This is a genomic window from Staphylococcus sp. GDY8P85P, assembly GCF_017892405.1.
GTDB classification, from domain to species: Bacteria; Bacillota; Bacilli; order Staphylococcales; family Staphylococcaceae; genus Staphylococcus; species Staphylococcus borealis.
In genome coordinates this window covers 1-23,861 of the sequence record NZ_JAESLA010000051.1, presented here as the reverse complement: position 1 = coordinate 23,861, position 23,861 = coordinate 1, and the positions used below count along the sequence as shown (strand labels likewise).

Sequence of the window (23,861 nt, the reverse complement as noted above, 5' to 3'; positions counted from 1 at the left end):
TGATGGACGAATTTATAAGTGTTAAAAATGTAAATGTGATAATGAGCTTTATTTATGCAGATGCTGTATAGCACCGCATCGTAGATGTGGTAGCGGATCGTAAGTTAAAATCGCTAAAAGATCATTTTTATCGCTATTCTTTGAAACTAAGACAAAAGGTCAAAACAGTAACGATTGATATGTATGAACCATATATGTCGCTAATCAAGCAATTATTTCCTAATGCGAAGATTATTATTGATCGTTTTCATATTGTTCAATCTTTAAATCGAGCTTTAAATATGTCTAGAGTTCACATAATGAATGGTTTTAAAACTTCTAATAGACCGCTTTATAATAAATATAAAAGTTATTGGAAACTATTTCTTAAACCTTTCGAAACGCTAGAGGCATTTAATTATCGTAAAGCTCATTTATTTAAAGAGTGGAAAACCGAAAAAGGCATTATGAATTACTTATTAGGTGTAGATGTAGAACTATTTAATACATATCAATACGTTCATGAGTTAAGACGATTATTAAAAGAAAACCAAATAGAAAAATTTAATCATACACTCTTTTCAATTCATCTTTCAGATGTGTGCCCTAAGCTACGCCCAGTCATTAGAACTTTAAGACGATTAACAGCTTTCATTGAAAATACTATGACATATTCTAACCTGACCAACGGTCCGTTAGAAGGAATTAACAATAAAATCAAACTCATTAAAAGGGTATCTTTTGGTTATAGAAATTATGATAATTTGCGTAATCGAATTATTATAACTTCGCGACTATTTGCCTCAAACACAAAAAAAGAGATTAAACAACCTAAGGTTGCATAATCTCAATATTAGGACTCATCAGTCCGATTTGACGTAGAGCCATATAAAGAAACGCTCACATTAAACGAGCGTTTCTTTGAATTCTTGTATTCTTTTTCCAATTTCATCTCTAACACGTTAGAATTCTGACCATTCTTTTCTTGATGGCTCATCATAGCCCCAGTAATCTTTTTTTGACGTTAGGTGATATGATGATCTCTGGTGCGGCGGACTGCGCTTTATTGCTTTGCCATAATAATATCTTGAACACGTCTCACGGTGTTCAGGATTAATGTTTATTTACTTTAATTTTAAAATAATAAATATCTCCTTTAGAAAAATCAAATGATTATTATCTAACATCCTCTAAATTTTTATTATAATCATAATTTTAAAAAATTTTCAATAAGCTCTGAATCTGAGATTCTAAATTAATATATATATAATATAATAGAAACTTCAATATTTCGTTTAGAGTATATAAAAAATGACGATTAATGAAATTCCTCCAATTAGAAAAGACAATAGCGATACAAATGAATTAAAATGTATACAATGAGAAAAAACAAAAATTAATTTAGTAAAACTAATAGACAATTATAGATACTTGATTACCTTAGTGCTAAATTATCATATATTATACTAATGTATTTCAATAAATACTTTATGATAAATTTGAAAAGTTACAATAATTATCATTGTAATTGAAATGACAATGATATACGGTGTATAACTATTTTCTCCTTGTAATCCTACAAGTGGTGTTGTAATAGCACCAATTAAATATTGCATTAAACCTACTAAGCTAGAAGCACTTCCGATACCTCTCGTTTGACCTTCTATTGCTATTGCGTATCCTAAAGTACCTATACCGGCGACTGGTCCAACTATAAGAATAAATGATGGTAATAAAATCCATAAAGTAAGGTGATTGGTTAACGCAATTATCGTAATAACTGTCCCTACTAATTGGATAGCTGAATATATACGAAAGAGTGTATGTTGATTCATGTGTTCAACGAGACGCCCTGTTATTTGGGCAGTGAAAATTAATCCTAGACCCGTCAAAGCAAAAATGTAGCTATATTGTTGGGCACTGAGACCGTATATATTTTGCATAATAAACGGAGAAGCTGCCATATATCCAAAGAACATAGCAAATGTAAAACCTTGAATAATCATTGGAATGACAAATGATTGACGTGTTAATAATAATTTAAAATCTTCAGCTATAATTTTAAAATGAGCCTGTCTACGATTTTGAGGAGGTAAAGTTTCATTGATTTTTAAATGTGTACCTATAAGCATTAAACTACTAAGTAATGCTAAAATCCAGAAAAGTATACGGAAATTTAAAAAATTTAAAATTATACCACCAAACAATGGTGCTAACACTGGTGCTGCTCCATTGACAAGCATTAACATTGCTAAAAACTGCGTGAGCTCTTTCCCTTTATATAAATCTGTGGCAATAGCTCTTGATAAGACGATACCAGCTCCACCAGCAAATCCTTGTATGAAACGAAATATAAGAACGATTGTAATATGCGGTGCAATTGCAATAACGATTGAAGATAAAATATAAACAATTAAACTAAATATTAAAGGATTTTTTCGACCAAACGTATCAGATAGTGTTCCAATAGTAATATTACCAAAAGCCAGGCCAATCATAAAAAATGTAAGTGTCATTTGAACTTGAGCAGTACTTGTATTTAGCATAGATTTAACTTCAGGCAATGCTGGTAGATACATATCAATTGATAGTGGACCAAACGCAGCCAGACCAGCCATAATTAGAATAAATAAAGGGGATATATTTTTTTCTTCATTATAAATTTCCTTTCTGGTTCTATTTTAAGAATTTGTCAATAAAAGAACACGAAAGTCAAAATAAAGACTTTCGTGTTCTTTTAAAGATTACTACTTTTTAGAGTCTAAAATTTTAATCATATATTCTGTTGTAACAACTTGTCCCATAAATGGAAATGTTTGTTCAATTGAAAATTGATGTAATGATGCTTCAGGTGCAGACATCATGTCAGAAACAAAATATTGATTATATGCATTTTGATAAGCATCACGCGCAGTAGTGTCAACACCCATATGTGTAGAAATGCCACCAATGACGATATTTTGAATACCTCGACGTCGTAGTTGTAAATCTAAGTCTGTGCCAAAAAAGCCACTAAATCCTCGTTTACTTACAACATAATCCGTTGATTTTACCCCAAGTTCATCAACTATTTCAGCAAAATCAGGATTCGGACTACCTCCTGGCAAGGATTTCATCGCATTAGGCTTTAGAGCATCTTTACCGTCAATAAAATCAACCCTAATAAATGCTATAAAACCTTCATTCTTTCTAAATAATTCCACCATTTTTGCAGCATTATTTAATACTGTTGAGACACTATGCGGAGCTGTTTCAGCAGTATTCGCAATACCTTTTTGTAAGTCAACTAAAACTAAAGCTGTATTCTTGAAATCCATTTTTATCTTCCTTTCGTTATCAAAGTTTTGAGGACTGAATACCTCGAACAAAAATTTTCAAAATACGATCTACAAATTGTTTGGAGGGAATCTTTTTAACATAATGTTGATACTCAAATACATCTGCTGAAAAAGAATTCAGTAAAATATCAGCATGAAAATCAGGATCATTGACAATATCCATTTTTGTTATACATGACATAACTTCTGATTTAAGTTTTACATAGAAGGGTGTCTGCATAAGTACACGATTTTTTTTGTCTGAACGTTCAATTTCTTTAATTAAACTTACATTTTTCTCCATAATTTCAATAAGAGATAAAAATATAAAACGAAGTAATTCTTGCTGATCAGTTTGAATTTTCTTTTTATAATCAATCTGATTAAACATGTGTTCAATTTCTTGACTCAACAGTGCAGAACAAATATCGGACTTATTGGAAAAGTGACGATATAATGTTCCTTTACCAATTTGAGCGGCTTCCGCTATTTTTTTCATACTTATCGAATCTACACCATACATATTGAAAAGTTCATTAGCTGTTTTTATAATAAGCTTTTCATTTTTAATAGCATCACTTCGCTTTGACATATAAACCTCACCTTCAAATTATTTGTTTCATACATATTTAATAAAACCATTATAAGTGAGACGGGTCTCCGTTTCAAGCGTTTAATCTAAAAAATATTTATTCTAATATACTTTTAAAAAAGTGGGTTTTAAAGATAGTGAGTGAATCAATTACTATTCTTTAATTTACTTTGATATTAGTATCATCTATTAAAACAAATCAATTTTTGCTAAGTTATAATTACTAGCTTTATTCATTTCTTCTAATACAATACTTTTAGTAAGAAGTAAAATTACGAAAACGATTACAAAAGCGATAAAATATGGCTCTCTGTCAAATTGGACTGATGGCCTCAATTATAGAGATTAAGCAACGAAACATTGCTTAATCTCTTTTTTGGTCTATATGCGTAAAGTTTAGAACACAAAATTATGCGATTGCGCAGGTGATTGTAATTTCTATAACCATAAGATACCCGTTTAATTAATTTAATTTTATTGTTAATGCCTTCAATTGGACCGTTGGTCAGATTAGTATAAGTGAGGGTGTTTTTGATGAAATCAGTGTACTTGCGTAAAGTCCCTACAACTGGCTTAAATTTTTTATGAGTCAGTGATAAGTCAATCATAGATAAAGTTGTCACTAATGCCGAGAAGTCATTCGTTTTAATACAGGTGCGTAGTTGATTTACATAGTGGTAAGTACGTTCTAATGTTGAGTTTAAAGCTAAAATATGCTTGACGACACCTTTTTCGGTCTTCCATTCTTTAAACAATCTCATTTTTTTATATTCAAAGGATTCTAAGTTTTCCGTAGGTTTTAAGACCAGTTTCCAATAACGTTTACACTTATTGTAATCTGGGCGATGTGCGTTTTTTAGGTCATTCATGGCACTGACACGTGCCATATTAAGCGCACGATGAATAGATTGTACAATATGGAAGCGATCAATAATAATATGTGCATTAGGAAACATATTACGAATCAAATTTATATAAGGTGGATACATATCAATCGTAATGGTTTTTACTTTTTGACGTTCTTTTAAAGGAAACCGATTAAAATATCGTTTTAACGAAAATAAACGGTGATCTTCTACGATATCTACAATAGGATGCGTCAACGCATCGGCGTAAATAAAATTCATACTCCCTGATACATTTTTAACTCTTTTAAATTCATCCATCATAAGGTGTTCGGGCGAGGATTGATTAAGGCGTTTGATGTATTTGATTCGCAATCATATCAATGTATCTAGAGACCGTGGTAGGTGATACAGATGTATCACGGGCGATGGTTTTCTCTGAACGGACTTGTGTGGCTTTATCGACAATCGCTAGCTTGGTCGAGTTAGCAATATAGCAGTACATATCAACAACATTTGTTTTAGCAGTAAAGTGAGACTCACAACATTTACAATAAAAGCGTTGCTTCGCTAATACTAAATAAACTGGTCTTTCATTCATTTTATTAAGCGTAATGCATGATTGTTTCTTGCCATTTTTAACGATTGAATAATCCTTATTTTTATACCCACATAATGCCCACCTTGGAGGTGTATAGGATAGTTCACCGTAAAAGAATAAACAGGTCATTCCTTTATAGACTTTTTCATCTAATGTGTCTTCAAATTTAATATTTTTATCTTTAATTCTAAGTATTTTTGATATACAATCAGTCATAGGCGCAATATCTCTCCTCATTGTTGGTTTAAGGCACTTACAATTATAGAGATATTTGCGCCATTTTTATATTCTTAAAGACATAAAAAAATTGAACTGATTTTCATCAGTCCAATTAAGTATAGAACCTAAAAATATGTATATTAATTGATAAAGCGATGATATTATGTTAAACAATCAGCAGTTATTAACAAAGTTAAAGGGGATTATGAATTCGGAGATTTAGAACTTCAAGATATACAAAGTGAGTAAGTTATTGTTAAAGTGGTAGTTTTATATATTTATCACTCTGACGAAGCAATGAGAATTGGTGATGTAGAATTTTCTTTTCCAGCACTATTAGGACATGAAGGAGCAGGAATTATCGAAAAGGTAGGTGAGCAAGCTACAAATTTTAAAGTTGGAGATCAAGTTTTAATGGCTTACAATACTTGGGGAGAATGTGAAAACTGCAATTCAGAGAATCCTTCTTCTTGTATAAATTGGACTACATTAAATATGAGTGGGGCTAGAATAGACGGATCATACACATTCAAAAAGCAAGATGGAACAGCAGTATCTAATTTCTTTACGTAAAGCTCTTTTTCTACACATACAATTACAAATTATAGAAACTTAGTTAAAATAGATAATGATATTGATTTAAGATTAGTTGTCCCTTTAGGATGTGGATTCTTAACTGGAGCTTGAACAATTGTAAATGGCTTAAAACCTAAAGTTGGAGATAGTATAGTTGTATTTGGTACTGGTGCGGTAAGTTCAGCAGCATTAATGTTAGCAAAAGCACAAGGCTGTACAAAAGTTATTGCTGTAGAGATTCATGGTCGCAGATTAAGTACTGCAAAGGAATTAGGTGCCACGCATGTGATTAATATTTCTAATGAAGATTTAATTGAAGAAGTAAATAAAATAACTAATGGCAAAGGGGTGAGTTTTTCTGTTGACAAAATAGGAGTTTCAACTGTTATGTAGTCTGCTATAGATGTTCTTGGTACGCAAGGAGTAATGGCCTCTATAGCTGTAACACAAAATAAATTAGAAATGAATAGCTTTACAGATTTAGTACTCCAAAATAAGTCCATTAAGGTGTATTGATGAGTGATGCGATTGCTCAATTTGAAATATCTCAATCAATTGAATTATATAAGCAAGGACAATTTGATTTTAATAAATTAGTTAAATTTTATGACTTCGAATATATTAACCAAGCAATTTTAGATTCAAATTCTGGAAAAGTTATTAAACCGGTATTATTAATATCTATATCCAAAGTAATTCCAACTTTTTAAATTCAATACTTAGATTCTCAATTTTATATGTGATTTCTAAATAAAAAGCATTTAAAGATTACAAAAAAGAGCAGAACAGATAGCTAATTACTAGTTATCCGTTCTGCTCTTATATATATCTTTACCTCTTATGAGCCCAACTTTATATGAACTTACTTTCGTATATTTTCGTAGTTAATTTACATGGAATTTAAAGATTGTTTATGTTCTATATGTCTTTTCAACAGCCTTTATTGTTAATCAAGTATATAAGATTAAAACAAGCATTTTTAATCTCATAACTACAATTAACACAGCTCAAATAATAATTTCATTTCTTATAAATTGCTAACATGAATAAGTAGTAGTAGAAATATAAAATTAAATATTAAAGAGCTGAATTGCATTATCTCTTAAAATACCGTCAATTGTGTCTGGATCAATATCACTGTTTTTAATATAGTCTACACCACGTGTATATTTCTCATCTTGGAAGTAAGGGAAGTCTGACCCCATCATGAGCTTATCCTTACCGAATGTATCAATGGTATTGATTAAAGAAGGTTCATGGAAATTAGCAGTATCATACCAAAATTGACGATTTAATACTTCATATGGATCAATGTTAAAGGCGTTCCAGTCTTCGTAATTGTCTTTAATACGAGTCATGAAGAATGGTAAAGCACCACCTAAATGTGAAATATGGAATTTGATATTTGGATATTTTTGTGGAATCTCGTTTTTAATTAATTGTAACGTAATGAATGTAGATTCTAATGGTGCGCCAATCACCCATTCTAATTGATAGTCGTTCACGAGTGGACTTTGGGCACCACAACCAGTTGGATGAATATAAAGTGTTGCATTTAATTCGTTCATAGCTTCGAAGAAAGGTTCGAATTGTTTGTCGGCAACTGACACTTTATCTTTCACAATAGTTGGAATCGCAATACCTACAAAGGCATCTTTTTTAAGTAGTTCTTGCGCTTCTTTAATAGCTTGATCGACATATGGAAGAGATACTGCACCATATGCTAAGAAACGGTCTGGATATTGTTGAATCAATGATTCATATAAATCGTTAATCTCTTGTGCACTTTGATGTGCTTCTTCTTTTGTACCCCATTGTGGTGATTGTGGTGTGGCAGAGATGATTTGCATATCAACGCCAGCATCGTCCATCATTTTAAAGCGCTTGTCTAGATCTTCTTTAGAGGCAGATTGATTAATTCCTTTAGCAACCTCTGTACCTTGACTACCTAATTTGCCTAATTTCTCTAAATAGTCTTCGCTCCATAAATGTGCATGTGTATCAATCGCTTTTGCATTTGACATATGATTGTTCTCCTTTAATTAAATGACTATATTAAATATTTATCCAGTTTTAAAAAATATAATCTTTTATTGACGACGATTTAAACTTAAAACTTCGATTAAGCTAAGAACATTTAACATAAAGAATTTAGAAGCGGCTTTGGCACCTTGGTGACCATGTCCTGCTTTATAGTGATTGTAGATTGCTGTACCCATCACTATGTTAATCATTAGAGTGCCCACAACGACTAATTTTTGGCCAAGTTTGCCTAAAATTGAACTAAATAAAAAGATAGAACCTACAAATTCGAATAATCCTGCTAATCGCATTGAACGACGTGATAATCCGAATCCTTCTTTAAATTGTTGTGCCATAGCATCGTCATTTTTTACTTTTGGTAAACTACTTTTTAAAATTTCTTTTCCTACATATGCGTTAATAACATGTCTTAGTAACATGCTTAACACCTCCTATTAAATAATATTAAAGATTAGTGTGTTGTATTTGATTGTCTTTTTTCTGAGAAGAGTGCAATGAATGCACCTATCAGTGCTACAAAGGCAACGATATAAAATGTCATATCTAGACCATGGATAAGGCCGGCTGCACCGTGTAATGGTGAAAGGTGACCGAAACCAGTCATGAGTGTTACAAGTATACCTGTACCGATAGCTGCTGAAATTTGGCGAATTGTATTATTCATTGCCGTTCCATGCGCAATCAAGGATACAGGTAAAGCGTTTAATGCTTGTGTAGTCATTGGTGTCATAATCATAGAATTACCTAACATCAAGATTGAGAATGTCACAATGACATACAATGCTGATGTTTGTGGATTGAACTGTGCCATGAATAAGGCACCTATCATAATCAATAACATGCCAGTGATACTTAAACTTCGGCCGCCAACACGGTCGTATAATTTACCAGTAACAGGCGACAACAAGCCCATGACGAGTCCACCAGGTAATAAGATGAGACCAGATTCTAAAGGTGACCAATGCATCATGGTTTGCATGTATATAGGTAAAATAGTCAAATTACCGATAAAGAGTACAAACATTAATACAATTAAAGTCATCGAAATGGTGAAACTACGGTATTTAAATACTCTAAATTCGAGTAACGGTGAAGGTAGTTTCAACTGACGACGTATAAATAGCGCAAGTATAATGATGGAAATGATGATCGTCACGTAAACGGATGGATGTGACCAACCCAGGTTACCGGCTGAACTAAAGCCATAAAGTAAACCACCAAATCCTAATGTAGACATGATGACTGACAAGATGTCTAACGAAGGTTGTTGTGTCTCGGTAATATTTTTCAAATATAAAAAGCCGAAAATAGCGTCAACCACACTAATTAAGAGCACGACTAAAAATAGATAGCGCCAATCGAATAGGTGGATGAACCAACCTGCTGCTGTAGGACCAATCGCAGGTGCAAAGCCTATGACAAGACCGAAGATACCCATTGCCATACCACGTTTTTCAACAGGAAAAATAATGAATAATAGTGTTTGAGATAATGGCATTAAAATACCTGCACCTAACGCTTGAATACTACGACCCACTAATAATAATGGGAAATTAACACCCAACATACAGATTAAAGAACCAAGTATTAAACAGGTCGCAGCCGTAAAGAATAGTGTACGTAATGAAAATCTCTCAATTAAGTAGGCTGTGACAGGAATCATAATACCGTTCACTAACATAAAGATGGTCGTTAACCACTGTGCCGTACTACTTGATATCGCAAAGTCCTTCATGACCTCTGGCAATATCGTTGTAAGTAACGTTTGATTTAAGACACTAATAAAAGCACCAATCATCATGACCGCAATCATTAAATTACGTTGTTTTATATTTAAATGTGATGGTTGTGTCTGAGTCATAATTTCACCTCTTTTCTTAAATGGAATCAACTATCACTTATTTTATTCGGAATGCGTTCCGTTTGTCAAATTTATGAATTCAATATAATATAGATAGTGTTAAAAAACGAAAAAAGTAAAAAGGAGATGCTTAGTAATGAATATTGAAGGTCTTGAAAAATATTTAAATATAGATCCAAATAAATATAATGAACCAAGCTTGGAAGCATTAAATTATTATTTAAAACGATATATGTTAACAGTGCCTTTTGAAAATATAGATGTTCAAAATGGTGTGAGAATATCAGTAGAAGTAGATGATATCTATGAAAAAATCGTTAATCACCAACGTGGTGGTTTCTGTTATGAAATGAATCACTTCTTCAAAGCGTACTTAGAAGCAAAAGGCTTCACAGCAAATATGGTATCTGCAACTATTCATACACCAGGGGGCGGACGTAGTCTTAAAGGCTCTCATATGTCATTAATCGTGCCGATTGATAGTGTCAATTATGTCGCTGATGTCGGTTATGGTGACTTGCCAATAAGTGCTATGCCAATTAATAATCAAGATAGTGATGCAATCATTGAGGATATTAACGGAGAATATCGTGCCATTTATGTAAATGATAACTTATTCTACATTCAAAAATGGAAAGACAATGAGTGGGATACAGAATACGAAGCTGAGTTAGAACCTAGAGACATTCATGATTTTGATTATAATATCGAATACAATCAAACTAATCCTAATTCTACATTCGTTAAACGTTTGCTCGTTACAATGCCTAAATCATATGGTCGTGCGACAATGTCTCAAAATAATTTAACGTTAACGAAACAACGAGATAAAGAAAAATATGATGTGACAAGTGAAAATTATCGTCAATTTTTAAAAGAAGAATTCAATTTAGATGTTAAAATTAATAGATTAGAACCATAAAAGGGAGCACATCGTTTGGAAGGGGATAAGATGACCAATCAACGGAAAAAACGTAGTGATGCAACGCATAACAAAGCAATCATCTTACAGACAACGACCCAATTATTAGCACAGGGTGAAGATATTAGTGAGATGAATATGTCGGAAATCGCGAAGAAAGCTGGCGTGGGTGTAGGCACTTTATATCGTCACTTTGAAAGTAAATCGTTACTATGCCAAGCGATGATGGATGAAAAGGTTCATGATATGTTTGATGAAATGGATACGTTCCTTCATCAGCATCAAGATGCGTCTGTGAGGGATAAAATATATGGTGTTTTATCTATTTATTTAGATTTAAAAGAGGCAAACTTTAATGTCCTAAATTTTATTGAGAAATCAAATTCTCAACATCAGTCAATGATTAATATTCCGTTTTATGAACAACTGAAAGAATTGATTAAAGACCAGTTCACTAGTCAGCAACAGACCCAAGATTTAGAGTTTAAGATTAATTTGATGCTAAACTCATTTTCATCAGATTTCTATTACTTTGCCAAACACGATCAACAACTGACAAAAGACCAATTTTTAAGTAGACTATTAGATATATTTATAGGATAGATAATAGCTTGAAAGTTGGACAGAATTAAGAAAGGAGCAAATGTAAATAAACACTAGTTCATTAAATAGCCCCTTAAAATTTATTGTAGCCTGAGATATTAATTTATGTCCCAGGCTACAATTTTTATAAGTCATATGATAGATTGTTAAACTTTGCGATAACGCTTAAGTCCGATGATATTTAAAATGATAAATAAAATAATAAAGATAAGAAGAATAAGAACATCTTACCTGAACCACTAGGTCCTATTAGTCCCAAAAGTTCGCCTTCGTTAATGTCTAGACTGATTTGGTCTAAAACTTTATGTTTATCATAGGATTTTACTGCGTCTTTAAGTGAAGCAATCGTCTGCATCATGCTGTGTACCTCCTTATTTGACACTCTGCTTAATTACTGTATATTCAATATAAATCAATTTTCGACAATTGCATGCATCAATTGAAATAATCAGACACATGAGATATAAATGTTCAATAATGTTATGGGGGCGACACAAATGAACGAAGAAACCATGGATAAACGTGTGTATAAAATATTAACCAAAATTGAAAAAAAGTATGATTACACTACTAAATGTTAAATCTTATGATGACATTAGTATTAAAGATATTTGTGATGAAAGTGGCATTAGTAGGGGAACATTTTATCAACACTATAGAGATAAAGATGACTTTTTATTTCAATATCAAAAAGCCATGATGAAAAAAAGGGAAGCGTCAATTGACACAAATTCAATTTGAGGAACGACGTCAATTCTTTGAACACGCGTTAAACTCTTGGATTAATGAAGGAGAATTACTACTTTTATTGTTAAGAGATAATGGCGTTTATATTGTCCACCAAGCCATGAAAAAGAATTTACAACAAAACATTGAAGTTCGTTTAGTGCCTATTATGAATACTTAGGCACTTACAAATAAGGAAAAATAATTTTTAATTATATGACACTGGCCCCCAAATAATGGGAATAATATAAAAACACTTTCGTTGAATTCATTTAAAATGAATCATACGGAGGTGTTTTTTCTATGAAAAGAGTGTCTTATTCATTAAAAACAAGTATAAAACTATTGAGATGAAAAAATCTGGTTATTCGATAAAAAAATTATAGAAACATTAAATATTAGAAATAGAACACAGGTGGAAACATGGTGGAGATGGTATCGAAATGGGGAAACTTATAGATTTTCTCAACAAGTCGGTAAGCAATATACTTATGGTAAAGAACTTGAAGAACTCTCAGAAGTTGAAGAATTAAAATTAGAGAATAATAGAAAAGATATTGAAATAGATATTTTAAAAAAGTAAAAAGAATTGGAAAGGAAGGGGTACCAAAAGTAATCGTAAAATTAGTTGATCAATTAAAGCATAAGTATTCAGTAAAAATAATACTTGATGTTTTAGAAATACCTGAACTGACATATTATAGATGGGAACACAAGAACTATAAAAATGATGACTTGAAGCAAAAAATCATTCAATTGTGTAAAGACAACCAATACATCTATGGTTATCGAAAAATTACAACCTTGATTAATCAATTGTCTTCAGTAGCAGTTAATCATAAAAGAATTCAGAGAATCATGCAGAAGAATGATTTAAATTGTCGAGTTAGACCTAAAAAGACTAAAAGCATTGGTAAACCTTGTTATAAAACAGATAATTTACTACAAAGACAATTTAAAGCAAGTCAACCAATGGAAGTATTAACAAAAAATATTACTTATTTATCTTTCGGTAACCCCATGTTGTATTTATCTTCAATTATGGATCTTTATAACGGAGAAATTGTTGCATATAAAATAAATAACAAACAGGATCAAAGCTTAGTAAATGATACATTGAATCAAATTGTAATTGATATTGTTGAAAACTACATTAAAAACTATAATAATAATCGAATTCAACAAAAGCTAGGCTACTTAGCCCCTGTAAAATACAGAGAATTAGCAGCCTAGAATATTGTTTTTTTATTAAGTTCCCACTTTAGGGGTTCAGTACCTCTAATTACTTATAGTCTTTCTTAATTAGTATAAATATTAAGAAAGGTGTATATCTTTGTAACCTTCAATTACATTAATAATGTTGTGATAACCTTTGTGTTCTAAAATACCAATAGCTATAGAACTTCTAATGCCAGATTGACAGTGTACATAAATATCATCATTTTTATTGAAAGGTAAATCTGTGTCTAAAAGTTTGCCGTGTGGTACATGAACCGCTTGAGATAAGTGGCCATTATTCCATTCATTATCATTACGTACATCTAAGACATGTGCTTCATTACCAGTTATGTCTTTACTATGAACAGATTGTGTTTGAATTTGAGAATGTGGTAACTGGTATCCAGACACATTATCATATCCAATAAGTTGTAAAGTATGTGTTGCTTTTGAAACAAGGTAATAGTCTCCAATCAAGTTAATTTCTTGATCATAGTTTAGATACCAGCCAATTTGATTGATGAAATTTTTATCATATGGAATATTGATTGTACCTTCAATATGTCCCCCATGATAAGCCTCTTTACTGCGGAGATCAAAAGTTAATCTGTTTGTACTTGTAGCTGGATAAACTGTATAAGGTTGATATAAATTCATACCGAATTGATTAATTTTTTTCATTTGTGCAAAATGATGTGGTGGTGCAGGTTGGTCAGAAATGAGTTTATCGATAAAGGTAGCTTCATTATTTTCAGAAAAAGCCCAGTTTGTTTGTTTTTCATAGCCAAGCGTAGATGTTGGAATAGCACCTAAAGATTTACCACAAGGACTACCAGCGCCATGACCAGGCCAAATTTGAATGTAGTCTGGCAAGTCTTTAATACTTTCAATCGATTTAAACATTTGTTTTGCGCCTATTTCAGATGATCCTTCTACTTTAACCGCTTTTTCTAGTAAATCAGGTCTACCGATATCTCCTACAAAAATAAAATCACCACTGAATAGTCCCATTGGAACTTGTGCTCCAGCACCTTCGTCAGTAAGTAAAAAACTTATACTTTCTGGCGTGTGACCAGGTGTATGAAGCACTTTTAATTTTATATTTCCTACATAAATATCGTCATTATGTTGAACAAAATGAGTGTGGTTAGGCATATTTTTATAACCTAATGTGTCATCACTTTCAACTGATACATAAATATTAGCATTTAACTTTATAGCAACATCTCTAATTCCTGAAGCAAAATCTGCATGTATATGTGTTTCAGCTGCATGAGTAATGGTTAAACCCTCTTCATCGGCAACTCGAATATATGAAGATAAGTCACGAATAGGATCAATAATCATGGCTTCTCCAGTTTTTTGACAACCGATTAAATAAGATGCTTGAGATAAATATTTATCATAAAATTGTTTAAAAAACATAATATCATTCCTTTTTAATTATATAAATAAATTGTGATTAGCTTGTTCTGTATATCCAATATATGCACCTACGCCACCGTATTCTACATCATCACGTAGTTCTTCTTTTGTAATGCCCATAACATCCATGCTCATTGTACAAGCAATAAGTTTAACACCTTGTTCAACTGCTTGATTGATAAGAGAAGGTAAATCATCGACATTTTTCTTTTTCATGACATAACGCATCATTAAATTTCCTAAACCAAACATATTCATTTTTGAAATAGGCATGTTAATTGGTGAATTTGGAAGCATGAAGTCAAAAAGTTTTGCAATACCTTTTTTCTTAATGCGTTGATTTTGAATTTTTTTAAGTGCATTTAAGCCCCAAAATGTGCAAAAAATGGTTACATCTCTACCTGCGGCTTTAGCACCATTAGCAATAATCATTGCTGCAACTGCTTTATCTAGCTCACCGCTAAATAAAACAATCGTTGTTCCATTTTTCGTGTGTGTCACTTCTATATTTTTATTTTCTTCTTTTTGAATAATAGCGCGAATTTCATTACCAGAATCATTGAGTCTAACAAGTGTATGTCCAGTTTGTTTGATCCAGCTTTTAATATCATTTAAAAATCCATGATCAGTCACAACAACTTCTATTTGATCACCAATAGCGATGTTTTTGATTTCTTTACTAATATTAACAATAGGTCCTGGACATTGTAGATTACTATAATTGAACATCTTACGATTATCTTTGATTTGAATTTCTTTATCTTTTTTTAATTTAAATGATTCATTATTATGTTGTTGTTCGTATGCGGTATAACCTCCATCTAAATTCACCACATCGTATCCACGTTGTGTAAGAAATTGACTTGCTTTTCTACTTCTATTACCACTTTTGCAATAAATATAGTAAGTTTTATTGCGATCGTGTTTAAAATTTTCTATGTTTTCAACTGAATGTAATAAAGCATTTTTAACGTGTCCTAATTCAAATTCTTCAGGCTGTCGAACGTCAATTAATTGACCATTAGAACCCAATTCTTGTAATTCTTTTTTAGTGAAATCATTAATGTGTTTCGTTTTATATTGTGACATAATAGCCTCCTTTTAAATACCTGTAGGGGTATATTATAATGAATTAGATATTTTGTCAAATACCTATGGGGGTATTTGACAAAATAAAATTTAATCAATATGATGTAATTATTAAAAAATTAATTTGGAGTGAAATATATTGGAATATAATAAAAAGATGATTAATCGTATTCATCGCATACAAGGACAGCTTAATGGTGTGATTAAAATGATGGAGGAAGAAAAAAGTTGTAAAGATGTCATTAGTCAATTAAGTGCATCTAAAAGTTCTATTCAACGTTTAATGGGTATTATCATTAGTGAGAACTTAGTAGAATGTGTCAAAATGTCTGAAGAAAATAGTGAAGATTCTCAGGCACTAATTAATGAAGCAGTTGAATTATTAATAAAAAGTAAATGATAAGTGTAACAGCAATTATAGTAATGTTAGCTATTGGTATCTTAGGAGGATTTATTTCTGGATTAGTTGGTATAGGAGGAGCCATTGTTATTTACCCTGCTCTCTTATTATTACCACCTTTATTTGGTTTACCTACTTATAGTGCTTATATTGCTTCAGGATTAACTTCAAGTCAGGTGTTTTTTAGTACATTGAGTGGATCTTTAAAAGCATATAAAAATAAAAATTTTTCTAGAACGCTTATACTTAATATGGGAAGTGGAATGGTAATAGGTAGTATTCTAGGTGCATTATTAGCAACTGTATTTAATAGTCATTTTGTTAATGTAATTTATATAATCATTGCTTTGTTAGCTCTTATTCTAATGTTTATTAAAATCACACCATCTACTAGTCATATTAAGTTTAATCGCGTACTTTTAATTACAATAGGTAGTATCATCGGTTTGGTATCTGGTATTGTAGGAGCTGGTGGAGCATTTATTATTATTCCAGTACTACTTGTTATATTTAAATTACCAATGAATATGGTTGTTACAAATAGTATTGTAATTGCATTTATTTCTTCTATTGGAGCATTTATTATTAAATTATTACAGGGTTATATTCCTATCAATAGTGCAATACCGTTAATTTTAGGTAGTATACTATTTACGCCTCTAGGTATGAAAATAGGGCAAAAAATACCTGATTCTATTCAAAAAGTGATTGTAAGTGTTTTAATCGTCTTTGCAATCATTAAGTTGATTTTTTAAGAACATTATATGATAGAAAATCTATTAAAAAGCGTCTCAATCATATTGAGACGCTTGAAGTTTATCTAGCTTTAAATGATTCAATGGAGGTTTTGATTTCATCTCTAACACGTTGAAATTCTGACCAAGGTTTTCCTGCAGGATCATCAAATCCCCAATGTTCCTTTTTTACATTAGGCGGCAATATAGGACAGTTTTGATCAGCATCACTACATAGAGTTACTACTAAATCGGATTGGTTTAGTATATTGTTGTCAATTAAATTAGAAGTATGGTTTGATATATCAATTCCAACTTCTTTCATAGCTTCGATTGCTTTCGGATTGACACCGTGTGCCTCAATACCTCCAGAATATACTTGCCATTCATCACCTAAGATTTTTTTACCCCAGCCTTCAGCCATTTGGCTACGGCATGAATTACCTGTACATATAAAATAAATTATTTTCTTTGTCATCATTGACACCTCTTTTTTAAAATATAATAAGTGTAACGTACAAACCAACTAATGTAATAAACAGAACAGGAATCGTAATAACAATACCCGTTTTAAAATATGTGCCCCACGAAATTTTTACTCCTTTTTGTGTTAAAACATGTAGCCATAGTAATGTTGCTAAGGAGCCGATAGGTGTGATTTTAGGTCCTAAATCTGCGCCAATGATATTAGCATAAATCATGCCTTCTTTGATTAAACCGGTAGTTGCAGATTGTCCAATAGCAATTGCATCAATTAATACGGTAGGCATATTATTCATAATGGCTGAAAGGAATGCGGATATAAAGCCCATACTTATAACACTACTAAACAATCCATAGTTTGATATGCTTGATAGAATATTAGCTAATAGTGCAGTAATACCTACATTTTTCAGACCAAATACAACTAAATACATTCCTATAGAAAAGAGCACAATATTCCATGGTGCACCTTTGATAACTTGTTTTGTATTTACTACTCTCGATTTATAGGCCAATACAGTAAATATAAACGCAATCAAACAAGCAATTAACGATACTGGAATTTGAATAAATTCACTAACTATATAACCGATGAGTAAGATTGATAAAACAATCCATGAAAACTTGAATAATTTTGGATCTTTAATGGCTTGATTAGGTGCTTTAAGATTTTTAATTTCAAAATGGTTAGGAATAACTTTTCTGAAATATAGCCATAATACAACGATACTTGCAAGTAAAGAGAATAGATTGGGAATGATCATGCGGCTTACATATTCAATAAATCCAATATGGAAGTAGTCAGCAGAAACGATATTAACCAAATTACTTACAATTAGTGGAAGAGACGTAGTATCTGCAATGAATCCACTTGCAATGATAAAAGGAAAAATGACTTTTTGATTAAACCCTAGATTTCTTACCATAGCTAGCACGATTGGAGTGAGAATTAATGCAGCTCCATCGTTCGCAAAGAAAGCTGCTACAATAGCGCCTAACAACATAATGTAAACAAACATTTTAAATCCATGACCATTTGAAGCTCTAACCATATGTATAGCTGCCCATTCGAAAAATCCAATTTCATCTAAAATTAATGAAATGAGTATAACAGCGACAAAGGTTAACGTAGCATTCCAAACTATCCCTGTAACTTCAACAACATCTGAAAGACTAACAACACCTGTAATAATAGCAATGATAGCACCAAACAATGCTGTAATACCAATATCTAACCCCTTAGGTTGCCAAATAACAAACATGAGAGTTAAAAGAAAAATAATAATCGCTAGAATAGTCATTATGTACATTCACCTGTCTTTATCTTTTTACACATACATTGTTGAGTAGGAGAGCTAATATAAGTTAATTCATTGTTGATTGAATCTAAGGACTTATGATTAAGTCGGTACATGCGCTTAGTACCGTCTTTTCGTGTAGATACTAATTCATTATCTACTAGAATTTTCATATGATGACTTAATGTAGGTTGTGAAAATTGAAAATACGCTAATAAATCACAAGCACATAATTCACCGCAAGATAATAAGTCTAATATTTCTAATCGACTTGGATCCGATAAAATTTTTAATTGTAATAATAGTTCCTTATAAGACATATGGATGTCATCCCTCCTTTATTATAGATTATCATCTATATAGACAAATATCTATATAGATAATACTTTTTGCAATAATACATTTAATTAAAACCTTGTTTTAAACATCGATGACAAGGTCTAATGTAGGACGTGGAGACATCATTTTCGGAATGATATAAATAAATCCATAAATGGAGATAAATCGAAAATATTTATACCCCTAGGGGGTATGTGTTATAGTATAAGTATAGCTAATATAATATTTTCATAAATAGGAGGGGTTAATTTGAATAATAATGGTGAAGAGCATAATCATCAAAATCACATGAATCATTCCAATCACATGCATCATGATAACCATGCCTCACATCATCATAGTGGCCATGCACATCATCATGGAAATTTTAAAGTTAAGTTTTTTGTTTCATTAATTTTTGCAATACCTATCATTTTTTTATCGCCAATGATGGGCGTTAAATTACCTTTTCAATTCACATTTCCAGGTTCTGAATGGGTAGTGTTAATATTAGGTACAATTTTATTCTTTTATGGTGGTAAACCGTTCTTGTCTGGTGGTAAAGATGAAATTGCTGCAAAAAAACCAGGCATGATGATCTTAGTTGCCCTAGGTATTTCAGTAGCTTATATTTATAGCTTGTATGCTTTTTATATGAATAACTTTAGTAGTGCAACTGGTCATACAATGGACTTTTTTTGGGAATTAGCAACCTTGATTTTAATTATGCTATTAGGACATTGGATAGAAATGAATGCTGTCGGAAATGCTGGAGATGCTTTAAAGAAAATGGCAGAACTGTTACCTAATAGTGCTATTAAAGTTATGGATAATGGCCAACGCGAAGAAGTTAAAATATCAGACATCATGACTGATGATATCGTCGAAGTAAAAGCCGGAGAAAGCATTCCGACAGATGGTATTATCGTTCAAGGACAAACATCTATAGATGAATCCCTAGTCACTGGAGAATCTAAAAAAGTACAAAAAAATCAAAATGACAACGTCATCGGGGGTTCTATTAATGGGTCTGGAACAATACAAGTCAAGGTTACAGCTGTGGGAGAAGATGGATATCTTTCTCAAGTTATGGGACTTGTTAATCAAGCACAAAATGATAAATCTAGTGCTGAATTGTTATCTGATAAAGTAGCGGGTTATTTATTCTACTTTGCTGTAAGTGTTGGCGTGATTTCTTTTATTGTCTGGATGCTCATTCAAAATGATGTTGATTTTGCATTAGAACGTCTTGTAACTGTGTTAGTCATTGCTTGTCCACATGCTTTAGGCTTGGCAATACCTTTAGTCACTGCACGTTCTACTTCAATTGGTGCACATAATGGTTTAATTATTAAAAATAGAGAGTCTGTAGAAATAGCTCAACATATCGATTATGTAATGATGGATAAAACTGGTACTTTAACTGAGGGTAACTTTTCTGTGAATCATTATGAGAGCTTTAAAAATGATTTGAGTAATGATACAATATTAAGCCTTTTCGCCTCATTAGAAAGTCAATCTAATCACCCATTAGCTATAAGTATTGTTGATTTTGCGAAAAGTAAAAATGTTTCATTTACTAATCCACAAGACGTTAATAATATTCCAGGTGTCGGATTAGAAGGTCTAATTGATAATAAAACATATAAAATAACAAATGTCTCTTATCTTGATAAACATAAACATAATTATGACGATGACTTGTTTACTAAATTAGCTCAACAAGGTAATTCAATCAGCTATTTAATTGAGGATCAACAAGTCATTGGCATGATTGCTCAAGGAGATCAAATTAAAGAAAGCTCAAAACAAATGGTAGCTGATTTACTATCAAGAAATATTACACCAGTCATGCTTACAGGTGACAATAATGAAGTGGCACACGCTGTCGCAAAAGAATTAGGTATTAGTGATGTCCACGCACAACTCATGCCAGAAGATAAGGAAAGCATTATAAAAGATTATCAAAGTGACGGTAATAAAGTCATGATGGTCGGAGACGGTATAAACGATGCGCCGAGTCTTATAAGAGCCGATATTGGTATAGCAATTGGTGCAGGCACAGATGTTGCAGTGGATTCAGGTGATATCATACTTGTTAAAAGTAATCCATCAGATATTATTCATTTCTTGACCCTTTCAAATAATACTATGAGAAAAATGGTGCAAAACTTATGGTGGGGTGCAGGTTATAATATTGTTGCTGTACCTTTAGCAGCTGGTATTTTAGCATTTATCGGCTTGATTTTATCACCTGCAATAGGTGCTATTTTAATGTCACTAAGTACGGTTATTGTTGCAATTAATGCCTTTACATTAAAATTAAAATAAAAGATAGGAGTTTTATTATGATTAAAAAATTATTTTTTATGATATTAGGATCATTACTAATATTATCAGCTTGCTCCAATAATGATGAAAAAGATAAAGACACTAATGACCAAAAAAGTGAGAGCCATATGAAGCATAATGATGAAAGTAAAGTTCCAGAAGATATGAAATCGACTAATGAGGGTGAATTTAAAGTGGGAGATAAAGTAACGATTACAGCAGGGCATATGCCAGGTATGAAAGGTGCAGAAGCTACTGTAAAAGGTGCGTATAAGACATATGCCTATGTTGTAAGTTATAAACCCACAAATGGAAATGAAAAAGTAAACAATCATAAATGGGTCGTAAACGAAGAGATTAAAGATGCACCTAAAGATGGATTTAGCAAGGGCGATACTGTTAAATTAGAAGCAAGTCATATGTCTGGTATGAAAGGTGCTACAGCCAATATAGATAACGTGAAAAAGACTACTGTTTACGTAGTTGATTACAAATCCAAAGATAATGGTAAAATCATTAAAAATCATAAATGGATGACAGGAAATGAGTTGAAAGCACGATAAAAATCTAGTTCTAAATTGAGAAATAAATAGATATAAAAATATCCTCCTTAATCAATAATTTAAATAACTTATTATTGTTAAGGATGATATTTTTTAGTGTGTAAATTAAAAAGAATTTTAGAAGAATAACATTTATCAAAAAACTGTTTATTACCTTATTAAATGATGACAGTCGTTTAAATATTAGTGATTTAGTGATCACAAGGTTTTACTAAGCGCATATCTACTATATAAGTTTAAACAATGCCACGAAATAAGAAGAGTTTTCCAAATTAGACAGTTGCGAGTGGAAATCTCTTCTTTTGATTTTCAAAGGTATATTAATTATACTTATGTTGTGAATAAATTGTGACACCCCATAAAAATAACACCTCATGATTTTGTTAATTTTTAGATGTCATAATAAAGGTATTTACTAAAATTATTTCTGAAGGGTAGTGTAGAGATGAATATTAAAAATGTAGTTGTCGCTGGTGGCGGTGTATTAGGTAGCCAAATCGCTTTTCAGGCTGCGTATTCAGGTTTTAACGTTTCAATTTATGATGTGAATAAAAAAGGGCTTGAAGCGGCAAAAGACCGTTTAGAAAAATTAGTACCGCGTTATATTAAAGATTTAGATGCGCCAGAAGACAAATTAAAAGCAACCGTTAAAAGCATCCAAACTTCAACAAATTTAAAAGAAATTGTCGCAGATGCGGACTTAGTGATTGAAGCCATTCCTGAAAAATTATCAATAAAACAATCATTTTATAAAGAACTTGGAGAAGTTGCGCCAGAAAAAACAATTTTCGCAACAAACTCCTCAACATTATTACCAAGTGATTTTAAAGATGCAACAGGACGTACAGATCGTTTCTTAGCGTTACACTTTGCGAACGAAATTTGGTTAAATAATGTCGGCGAAATTATGGCGACTAAAGACACAGATCGTGCTGTATTTGATGAAGTTGTTGAATATGCAGGAGCAATGGGCTTACACCCAGTGTCAATTAAAAAAGAACATGCAGGTTACGTTCAAAACTCACTTCTTGTGCCATTCTTCCACGTGGCTGAAGAAATGTATGCGAATGAAGAAGAAACACCACAAGAAATTGATAAAATTTGGATGAACGCTATACGTATGAACGTGGGTCCATTCGGTGCGATTGACGTCGTTGGTTTAAATACAAATACTGCTATCGTACAAGCAGAATATGAAAAAGACGGCACACCTTGGAAAAAAGTGTACGTTGACAAAAATAACGTCAAAATCCAAAATGGTGAACTTGGTAAAGCAACAGGTAAAGGATTCTACACATATCCAAACCCTGAATATGAAACTTGGGACATTCCTGTAGGCGAAAAACCATCTGACGAACATTTACAACAAGCCGTCGCGAATGACAACAATGGCGTGTTATCTAAACTGTTATTGTCTTTATTCAAAGCCGCTGAAGATTTATACGTTAACGAAATTGCAGAATACGATGTCATTGATACAACTTGGCATATTAACTCACGTTCACCTATTGGACCATTCGAAATGATGGATGCGATAGGTATTGATAAAGTCATTGAAATTCATGAAAAATACGACAACAACATTGATCAAGACGTGATGAAATTTTTAGAATCACGTCGTGGCAAAACATTTTATTCTTAAAAATGTGTGAATCAAATTAAGCGCGCTCATCTTCAAATAGATGGGCGCGCTTTTTTAGGATGTTCATCTTTTGTGG

23 protein-coding genes and 5 pseudogenes are annotated in these 23,861 nt (G+C 31.9%); 14 read left to right on the top strand and 14 right to left on the bottom strand.

The window, feature by feature from the left end:
- Window positions 1-824 (top strand): annotated as a pseudogene (locus tag KA828_RS10795) (ISL3 family transposase); the annotation flags it as partial.
- A gap of 60 nt (window positions 825-884) precedes the next feature.
- On the opposite strand, the pseudogene KA828_RS13355 reads toward KA828_RS10795, so the two are convergent.
- From KA828_RS13355 to KA828_RS10775, 5 genes and pseudogenes are all read right to left on the bottom strand, one after another.
- Window positions 885-998 (bottom strand): annotated as a pseudogene (locus KA828_RS13355) (arsenate reductase (thioredoxin)); the annotation flags it as partial.
- Window positions 999-1,445: 447 nt separating this feature from the next.
- Window positions 1,446-2,621, bottom strand: a complete 1,176-nt coding sequence (locus KA828_RS10790; protein ID WP_348634778.1) for a putative multidrug effflux MFS transporter TcaB — start codon at window positions 2,619-2,621, stop codon at window positions 1,446-1,448.
- 105 nt (window positions 2,622-2,726) lie between these two features.
- Window positions 2,727-3,296 carry an isochorismatase family protein gene (locus KA828_RS10785; protein WP_031919607.1) on the bottom strand — a complete coding sequence of 190 codons (570 nt, stop codon included), beginning with the start codon at window positions 3,294-3,296 and terminating at the stop codon, window positions 2,727-2,729.
- Window positions 3,297-3,315: 19 nt separating this feature from the next.
- Window positions 3,316-3,888, bottom strand: coding sequence for a TetR/AcrR family transcriptional regulator (locus KA828_RS10780; protein ID WP_076690068.1), 573 nt, complete (start codon window positions 3,886-3,888; stop codon window positions 3,316-3,318).
- A gap of 345 nt (window positions 3,889-4,233) precedes the next feature.
- Window positions 4,234-5,550 (bottom strand): annotated as a pseudogene (locus tag KA828_RS10775) (ISL3 family transposase).
- Window positions 5,551-5,850: 300 nt separating this feature from the next.
- Here KA828_RS10775 and KA828_RS13220 point away from each other — a divergent pair.
- The 3 genes from KA828_RS13220 to KA828_RS13210 all read left to right on the top strand — a co-directional run bounded on the left by KA828_RS13220 (window position 5,851) and on the right by KA828_RS13210 (window position 6,839).
- On the top strand, window positions 5,851-6,126 hold the full coding sequence (locus tag KA828_RS13220; protein ID WP_239469379.1) for an alcohol dehydrogenase catalytic domain-containing protein: 276 nt from the start codon (window positions 5,851-5,853) through the stop codon (window positions 6,124-6,126).
- A gap of 195 nt (window positions 6,127-6,321) precedes the next feature.
- Entirely contained in the window at window positions 6,322-6,522 is a 201-nt protein-coding gene (locus KA828_RS13215) for a zinc-binding dehydrogenase (RefSeq protein ID WP_107366725.1), read from the top strand.
- Window positions 6,523-6,644: 122 nt separating this feature from the next.
- Window positions 6,645-6,839 carry a hypothetical protein gene (locus tag KA828_RS13210; protein WP_245336086.1) on the top strand — a complete coding sequence of 65 codons (195 nt, stop codon included), beginning with the start codon at window positions 6,645-6,647 and terminating at the stop codon, window positions 6,837-6,839.
- A gap of 360 nt (window positions 6,840-7,199) precedes the next feature.
- Here the strand turns inward: KA828_RS13210 and KA828_RS10765 are convergent, their stop codons facing one another.
- The 3 genes from KA828_RS10765 to KA828_RS10755 form a co-directional block, all read right to left on the bottom strand.
- Complete coding sequence (locus tag KA828_RS10765) at window positions 7,200-8,153, bottom strand: amidohydrolase family protein (RefSeq protein WP_210126210.1); 954 nt, start codon at window positions 8,151-8,153, stop codon at window positions 7,200-7,202.
- A 66-nt stretch (window positions 8,154-8,219) separates the two neighbouring features.
- Complete coding sequence (locus tag KA828_RS10760; protein WP_002467321.1) at window positions 8,220-8,591, bottom strand: DoxX family protein; 372 nt, start codon at window positions 8,589-8,591, stop codon at window positions 8,220-8,222.
- Window positions 8,592-8,623: 32 nt separating this feature from the next.
- On the bottom strand, window positions 8,624-10,033 hold the full coding sequence (locus KA828_RS10755; RefSeq protein WP_204194313.1) for a DHA2 family efflux MFS transporter permease subunit: 1,410 nt from the start codon (window positions 10,031-10,033) through the stop codon (window positions 8,624-8,626).
- A 136-nt stretch (window positions 10,034-10,169) separates the two neighbouring features.
- Here KA828_RS10755 and KA828_RS10750 point away from each other — a divergent pair, with 136 nt between their 5' ends.
- Together KA828_RS10750 and KA828_RS10745 are read left to right on the top strand one after the other, a co-directional pair.
- Entirely contained in the window at window positions 10,170-10,955 is a 786-nt protein-coding gene (locus KA828_RS10750) for an arylamine N-acetyltransferase (RefSeq protein WP_031919611.1), read from the top strand.
- Window positions 10,956-10,985: 30 nt separating this feature from the next.
- On the top strand, window positions 10,986-11,558 hold the full coding sequence (locus KA828_RS10745) for a TetR/AcrR family transcriptional regulator (RefSeq protein ID WP_182474352.1): 573 nt from the start codon (window positions 10,986-10,988) through the stop codon (window positions 11,556-11,558).
- 226 nt (window positions 11,559-11,784) lie between these two features.
- On the opposite strand, the pseudogene KA828_RS10740 reads toward KA828_RS10745, so the two are convergent.
- A pseudogene (locus KA828_RS10740) lies at window positions 11,785-11,916 on the bottom strand (ATP-binding cassette domain-containing protein); the annotation flags it as partial.
- Window positions 11,917-12,116: 200 nt separating this feature from the next.
- Between KA828_RS10740 and KA828_RS13205 the strand changes: the two are divergent.
- From KA828_RS13205 to KA828_RS10730, 3 genes and pseudogenes are all read left to right on the top strand, one after another.
- Window positions 12,117-12,299 (top strand): TetR/AcrR family transcriptional regulator, encoded by a 183-nt coding sequence (locus tag KA828_RS13205; RefSeq protein ID WP_245336085.1) that lies wholly within the window; start codon window positions 12,117-12,119, stop codon window positions 12,297-12,299.
- Window positions 12,280-12,465, top strand: coding sequence for a hypothetical protein (locus KA828_RS13200; RefSeq protein ID WP_241954964.1), 186 nt, complete (start codon window positions 12,280-12,282; stop codon window positions 12,463-12,465). The genes KA828_RS13205 and KA828_RS13200 overlap by 20 nt, the downstream gene beginning before the upstream one ends.
- Window positions 12,466-12,587: 122 nt before the next feature.
- Window positions 12,588-13,517 (top strand): annotated as a pseudogene (locus tag KA828_RS10730) (IS3 family transposase).
- A gap of 81 nt (window positions 13,518-13,598) precedes the next feature.
- On the opposite strand, the gene cstB reads toward KA828_RS10730, so the two are convergent.
- Together cstB and KA828_RS10720 are read right to left on the bottom strand one after the other, a co-directional pair.
- Window positions 13,599-14,927 (bottom strand): persulfide dioxygenase-sulfurtransferase CstB, encoded by a 1,329-nt coding sequence (gene cstB / locus KA828_RS10725; RefSeq protein WP_210126209.1) that lies wholly within the window; start codon window positions 14,925-14,927, stop codon window positions 13,599-13,601.
- An 18-nt stretch (window positions 14,928-14,945) separates the two neighbouring features.
- Window positions 14,946-16,016, bottom strand: coding sequence for a DsrE/DsrF/DrsH-like family protein (locus KA828_RS10720; protein WP_149809645.1), 1,071 nt, complete (start codon window positions 16,014-16,016; stop codon window positions 14,946-14,948).
- Window positions 16,017-16,155: 139 nt separating this feature from the next.
- Between KA828_RS10720 and cstR the strand changes: the two genes are divergently transcribed.
- Both cstR and KA828_RS10710 read left to right on the top strand, forming a co-directional pair.
- Window positions 16,156-16,416: a persulfide-sensing transcriptional repressor CstR gene (cstR, locus tag KA828_RS10715; RefSeq protein ID WP_031919616.1), complete on the top strand. Its 261-nt coding sequence runs from the start codon at window positions 16,156-16,158 to the stop codon at window positions 16,414-16,416.
- The gene (locus KA828_RS10710; RefSeq protein WP_031919617.1) at window positions 16,413-17,171 is read left to right on the top strand and encodes a sulfite exporter TauE/SafE family protein; all 759 of its coding nucleotides are present in this window, start codon (window positions 16,413-16,415) and stop codon (window positions 17,169-17,171) included. The genes cstR and KA828_RS10710 overlap by 4 nt, the downstream gene beginning before the upstream one ends.
- A 61-nt stretch (window positions 17,172-17,232) precedes the next feature.
- Here the strand turns inward: KA828_RS10710 and arsC are convergent, their stop codons facing one another.
- The 3 genes from arsC to KA828_RS10695 are packed head-to-tail and all read right to left on the bottom strand — an operon-like array spanning window position 17,233 to window position 19,251.
- Window positions 17,233-17,628, bottom strand: a complete 396-nt coding sequence (arsC, locus tag KA828_RS10705) for an arsenate reductase (thioredoxin) (RefSeq protein WP_031919618.1) — start codon at window positions 17,626-17,628, stop codon at window positions 17,233-17,235.
- Window positions 17,629-17,644: 16 nt separating this feature from the next.
- Complete coding sequence (gene arsB, locus KA828_RS10700) at window positions 17,645-18,937, bottom strand: arsenite efflux transporter membrane subunit ArsB (protein ID WP_210126212.1); 1,293 nt, start codon at window positions 18,935-18,937, stop codon at window positions 17,645-17,647.
- A complete protein-coding gene (locus tag KA828_RS10695) occupies window positions 18,934-19,251 on the bottom strand; it encodes an ArsR/SmtB family transcription factor (protein WP_210126208.1) in 318 nt (105 codons plus the stop codon). The genes arsB and KA828_RS10695 overlap by 4 nt, the downstream gene beginning before the upstream one ends.
- Before the next feature lie 268 nt (window positions 19,252-19,519).
- On the opposite strand from KA828_RS10695, the gene KA828_RS10690 reads away from it, so the two are divergent.
- The 3 genes from KA828_RS10690 (at window position 19,520) to KA828_RS10680 (ending at window position 23,785) form a co-directional block, all read left to right on the top strand.
- A complete protein-coding gene (locus KA828_RS10690; protein ID WP_210126207.1) occupies window positions 19,520-21,580 on the top strand; it encodes a heavy metal translocating P-type ATPase in 2,061 nt (686 codons plus the stop codon).
- Window positions 21,581-21,597: 17 nt separating this feature from the next.
- On the top strand, window positions 21,598-22,143 hold the full coding sequence (locus tag KA828_RS10685; RefSeq protein WP_000592150.1) for a YdhK family protein: 546 nt from the start codon (window positions 21,598-21,600) through the stop codon (window positions 22,141-22,143).
- A 427-nt stretch (window positions 22,144-22,570) separates the two neighbouring features.
- Window positions 22,571-23,785, top strand: coding sequence for a 3-hydroxyacyl-CoA dehydrogenase (locus tag KA828_RS10680; protein ID WP_311558069.1), 1,215 nt, complete (start codon window positions 22,571-22,573; stop codon window positions 23,783-23,785).
- The last annotated feature ends 76 nt before the right edge of the window (window positions 23,786-23,861 follow it).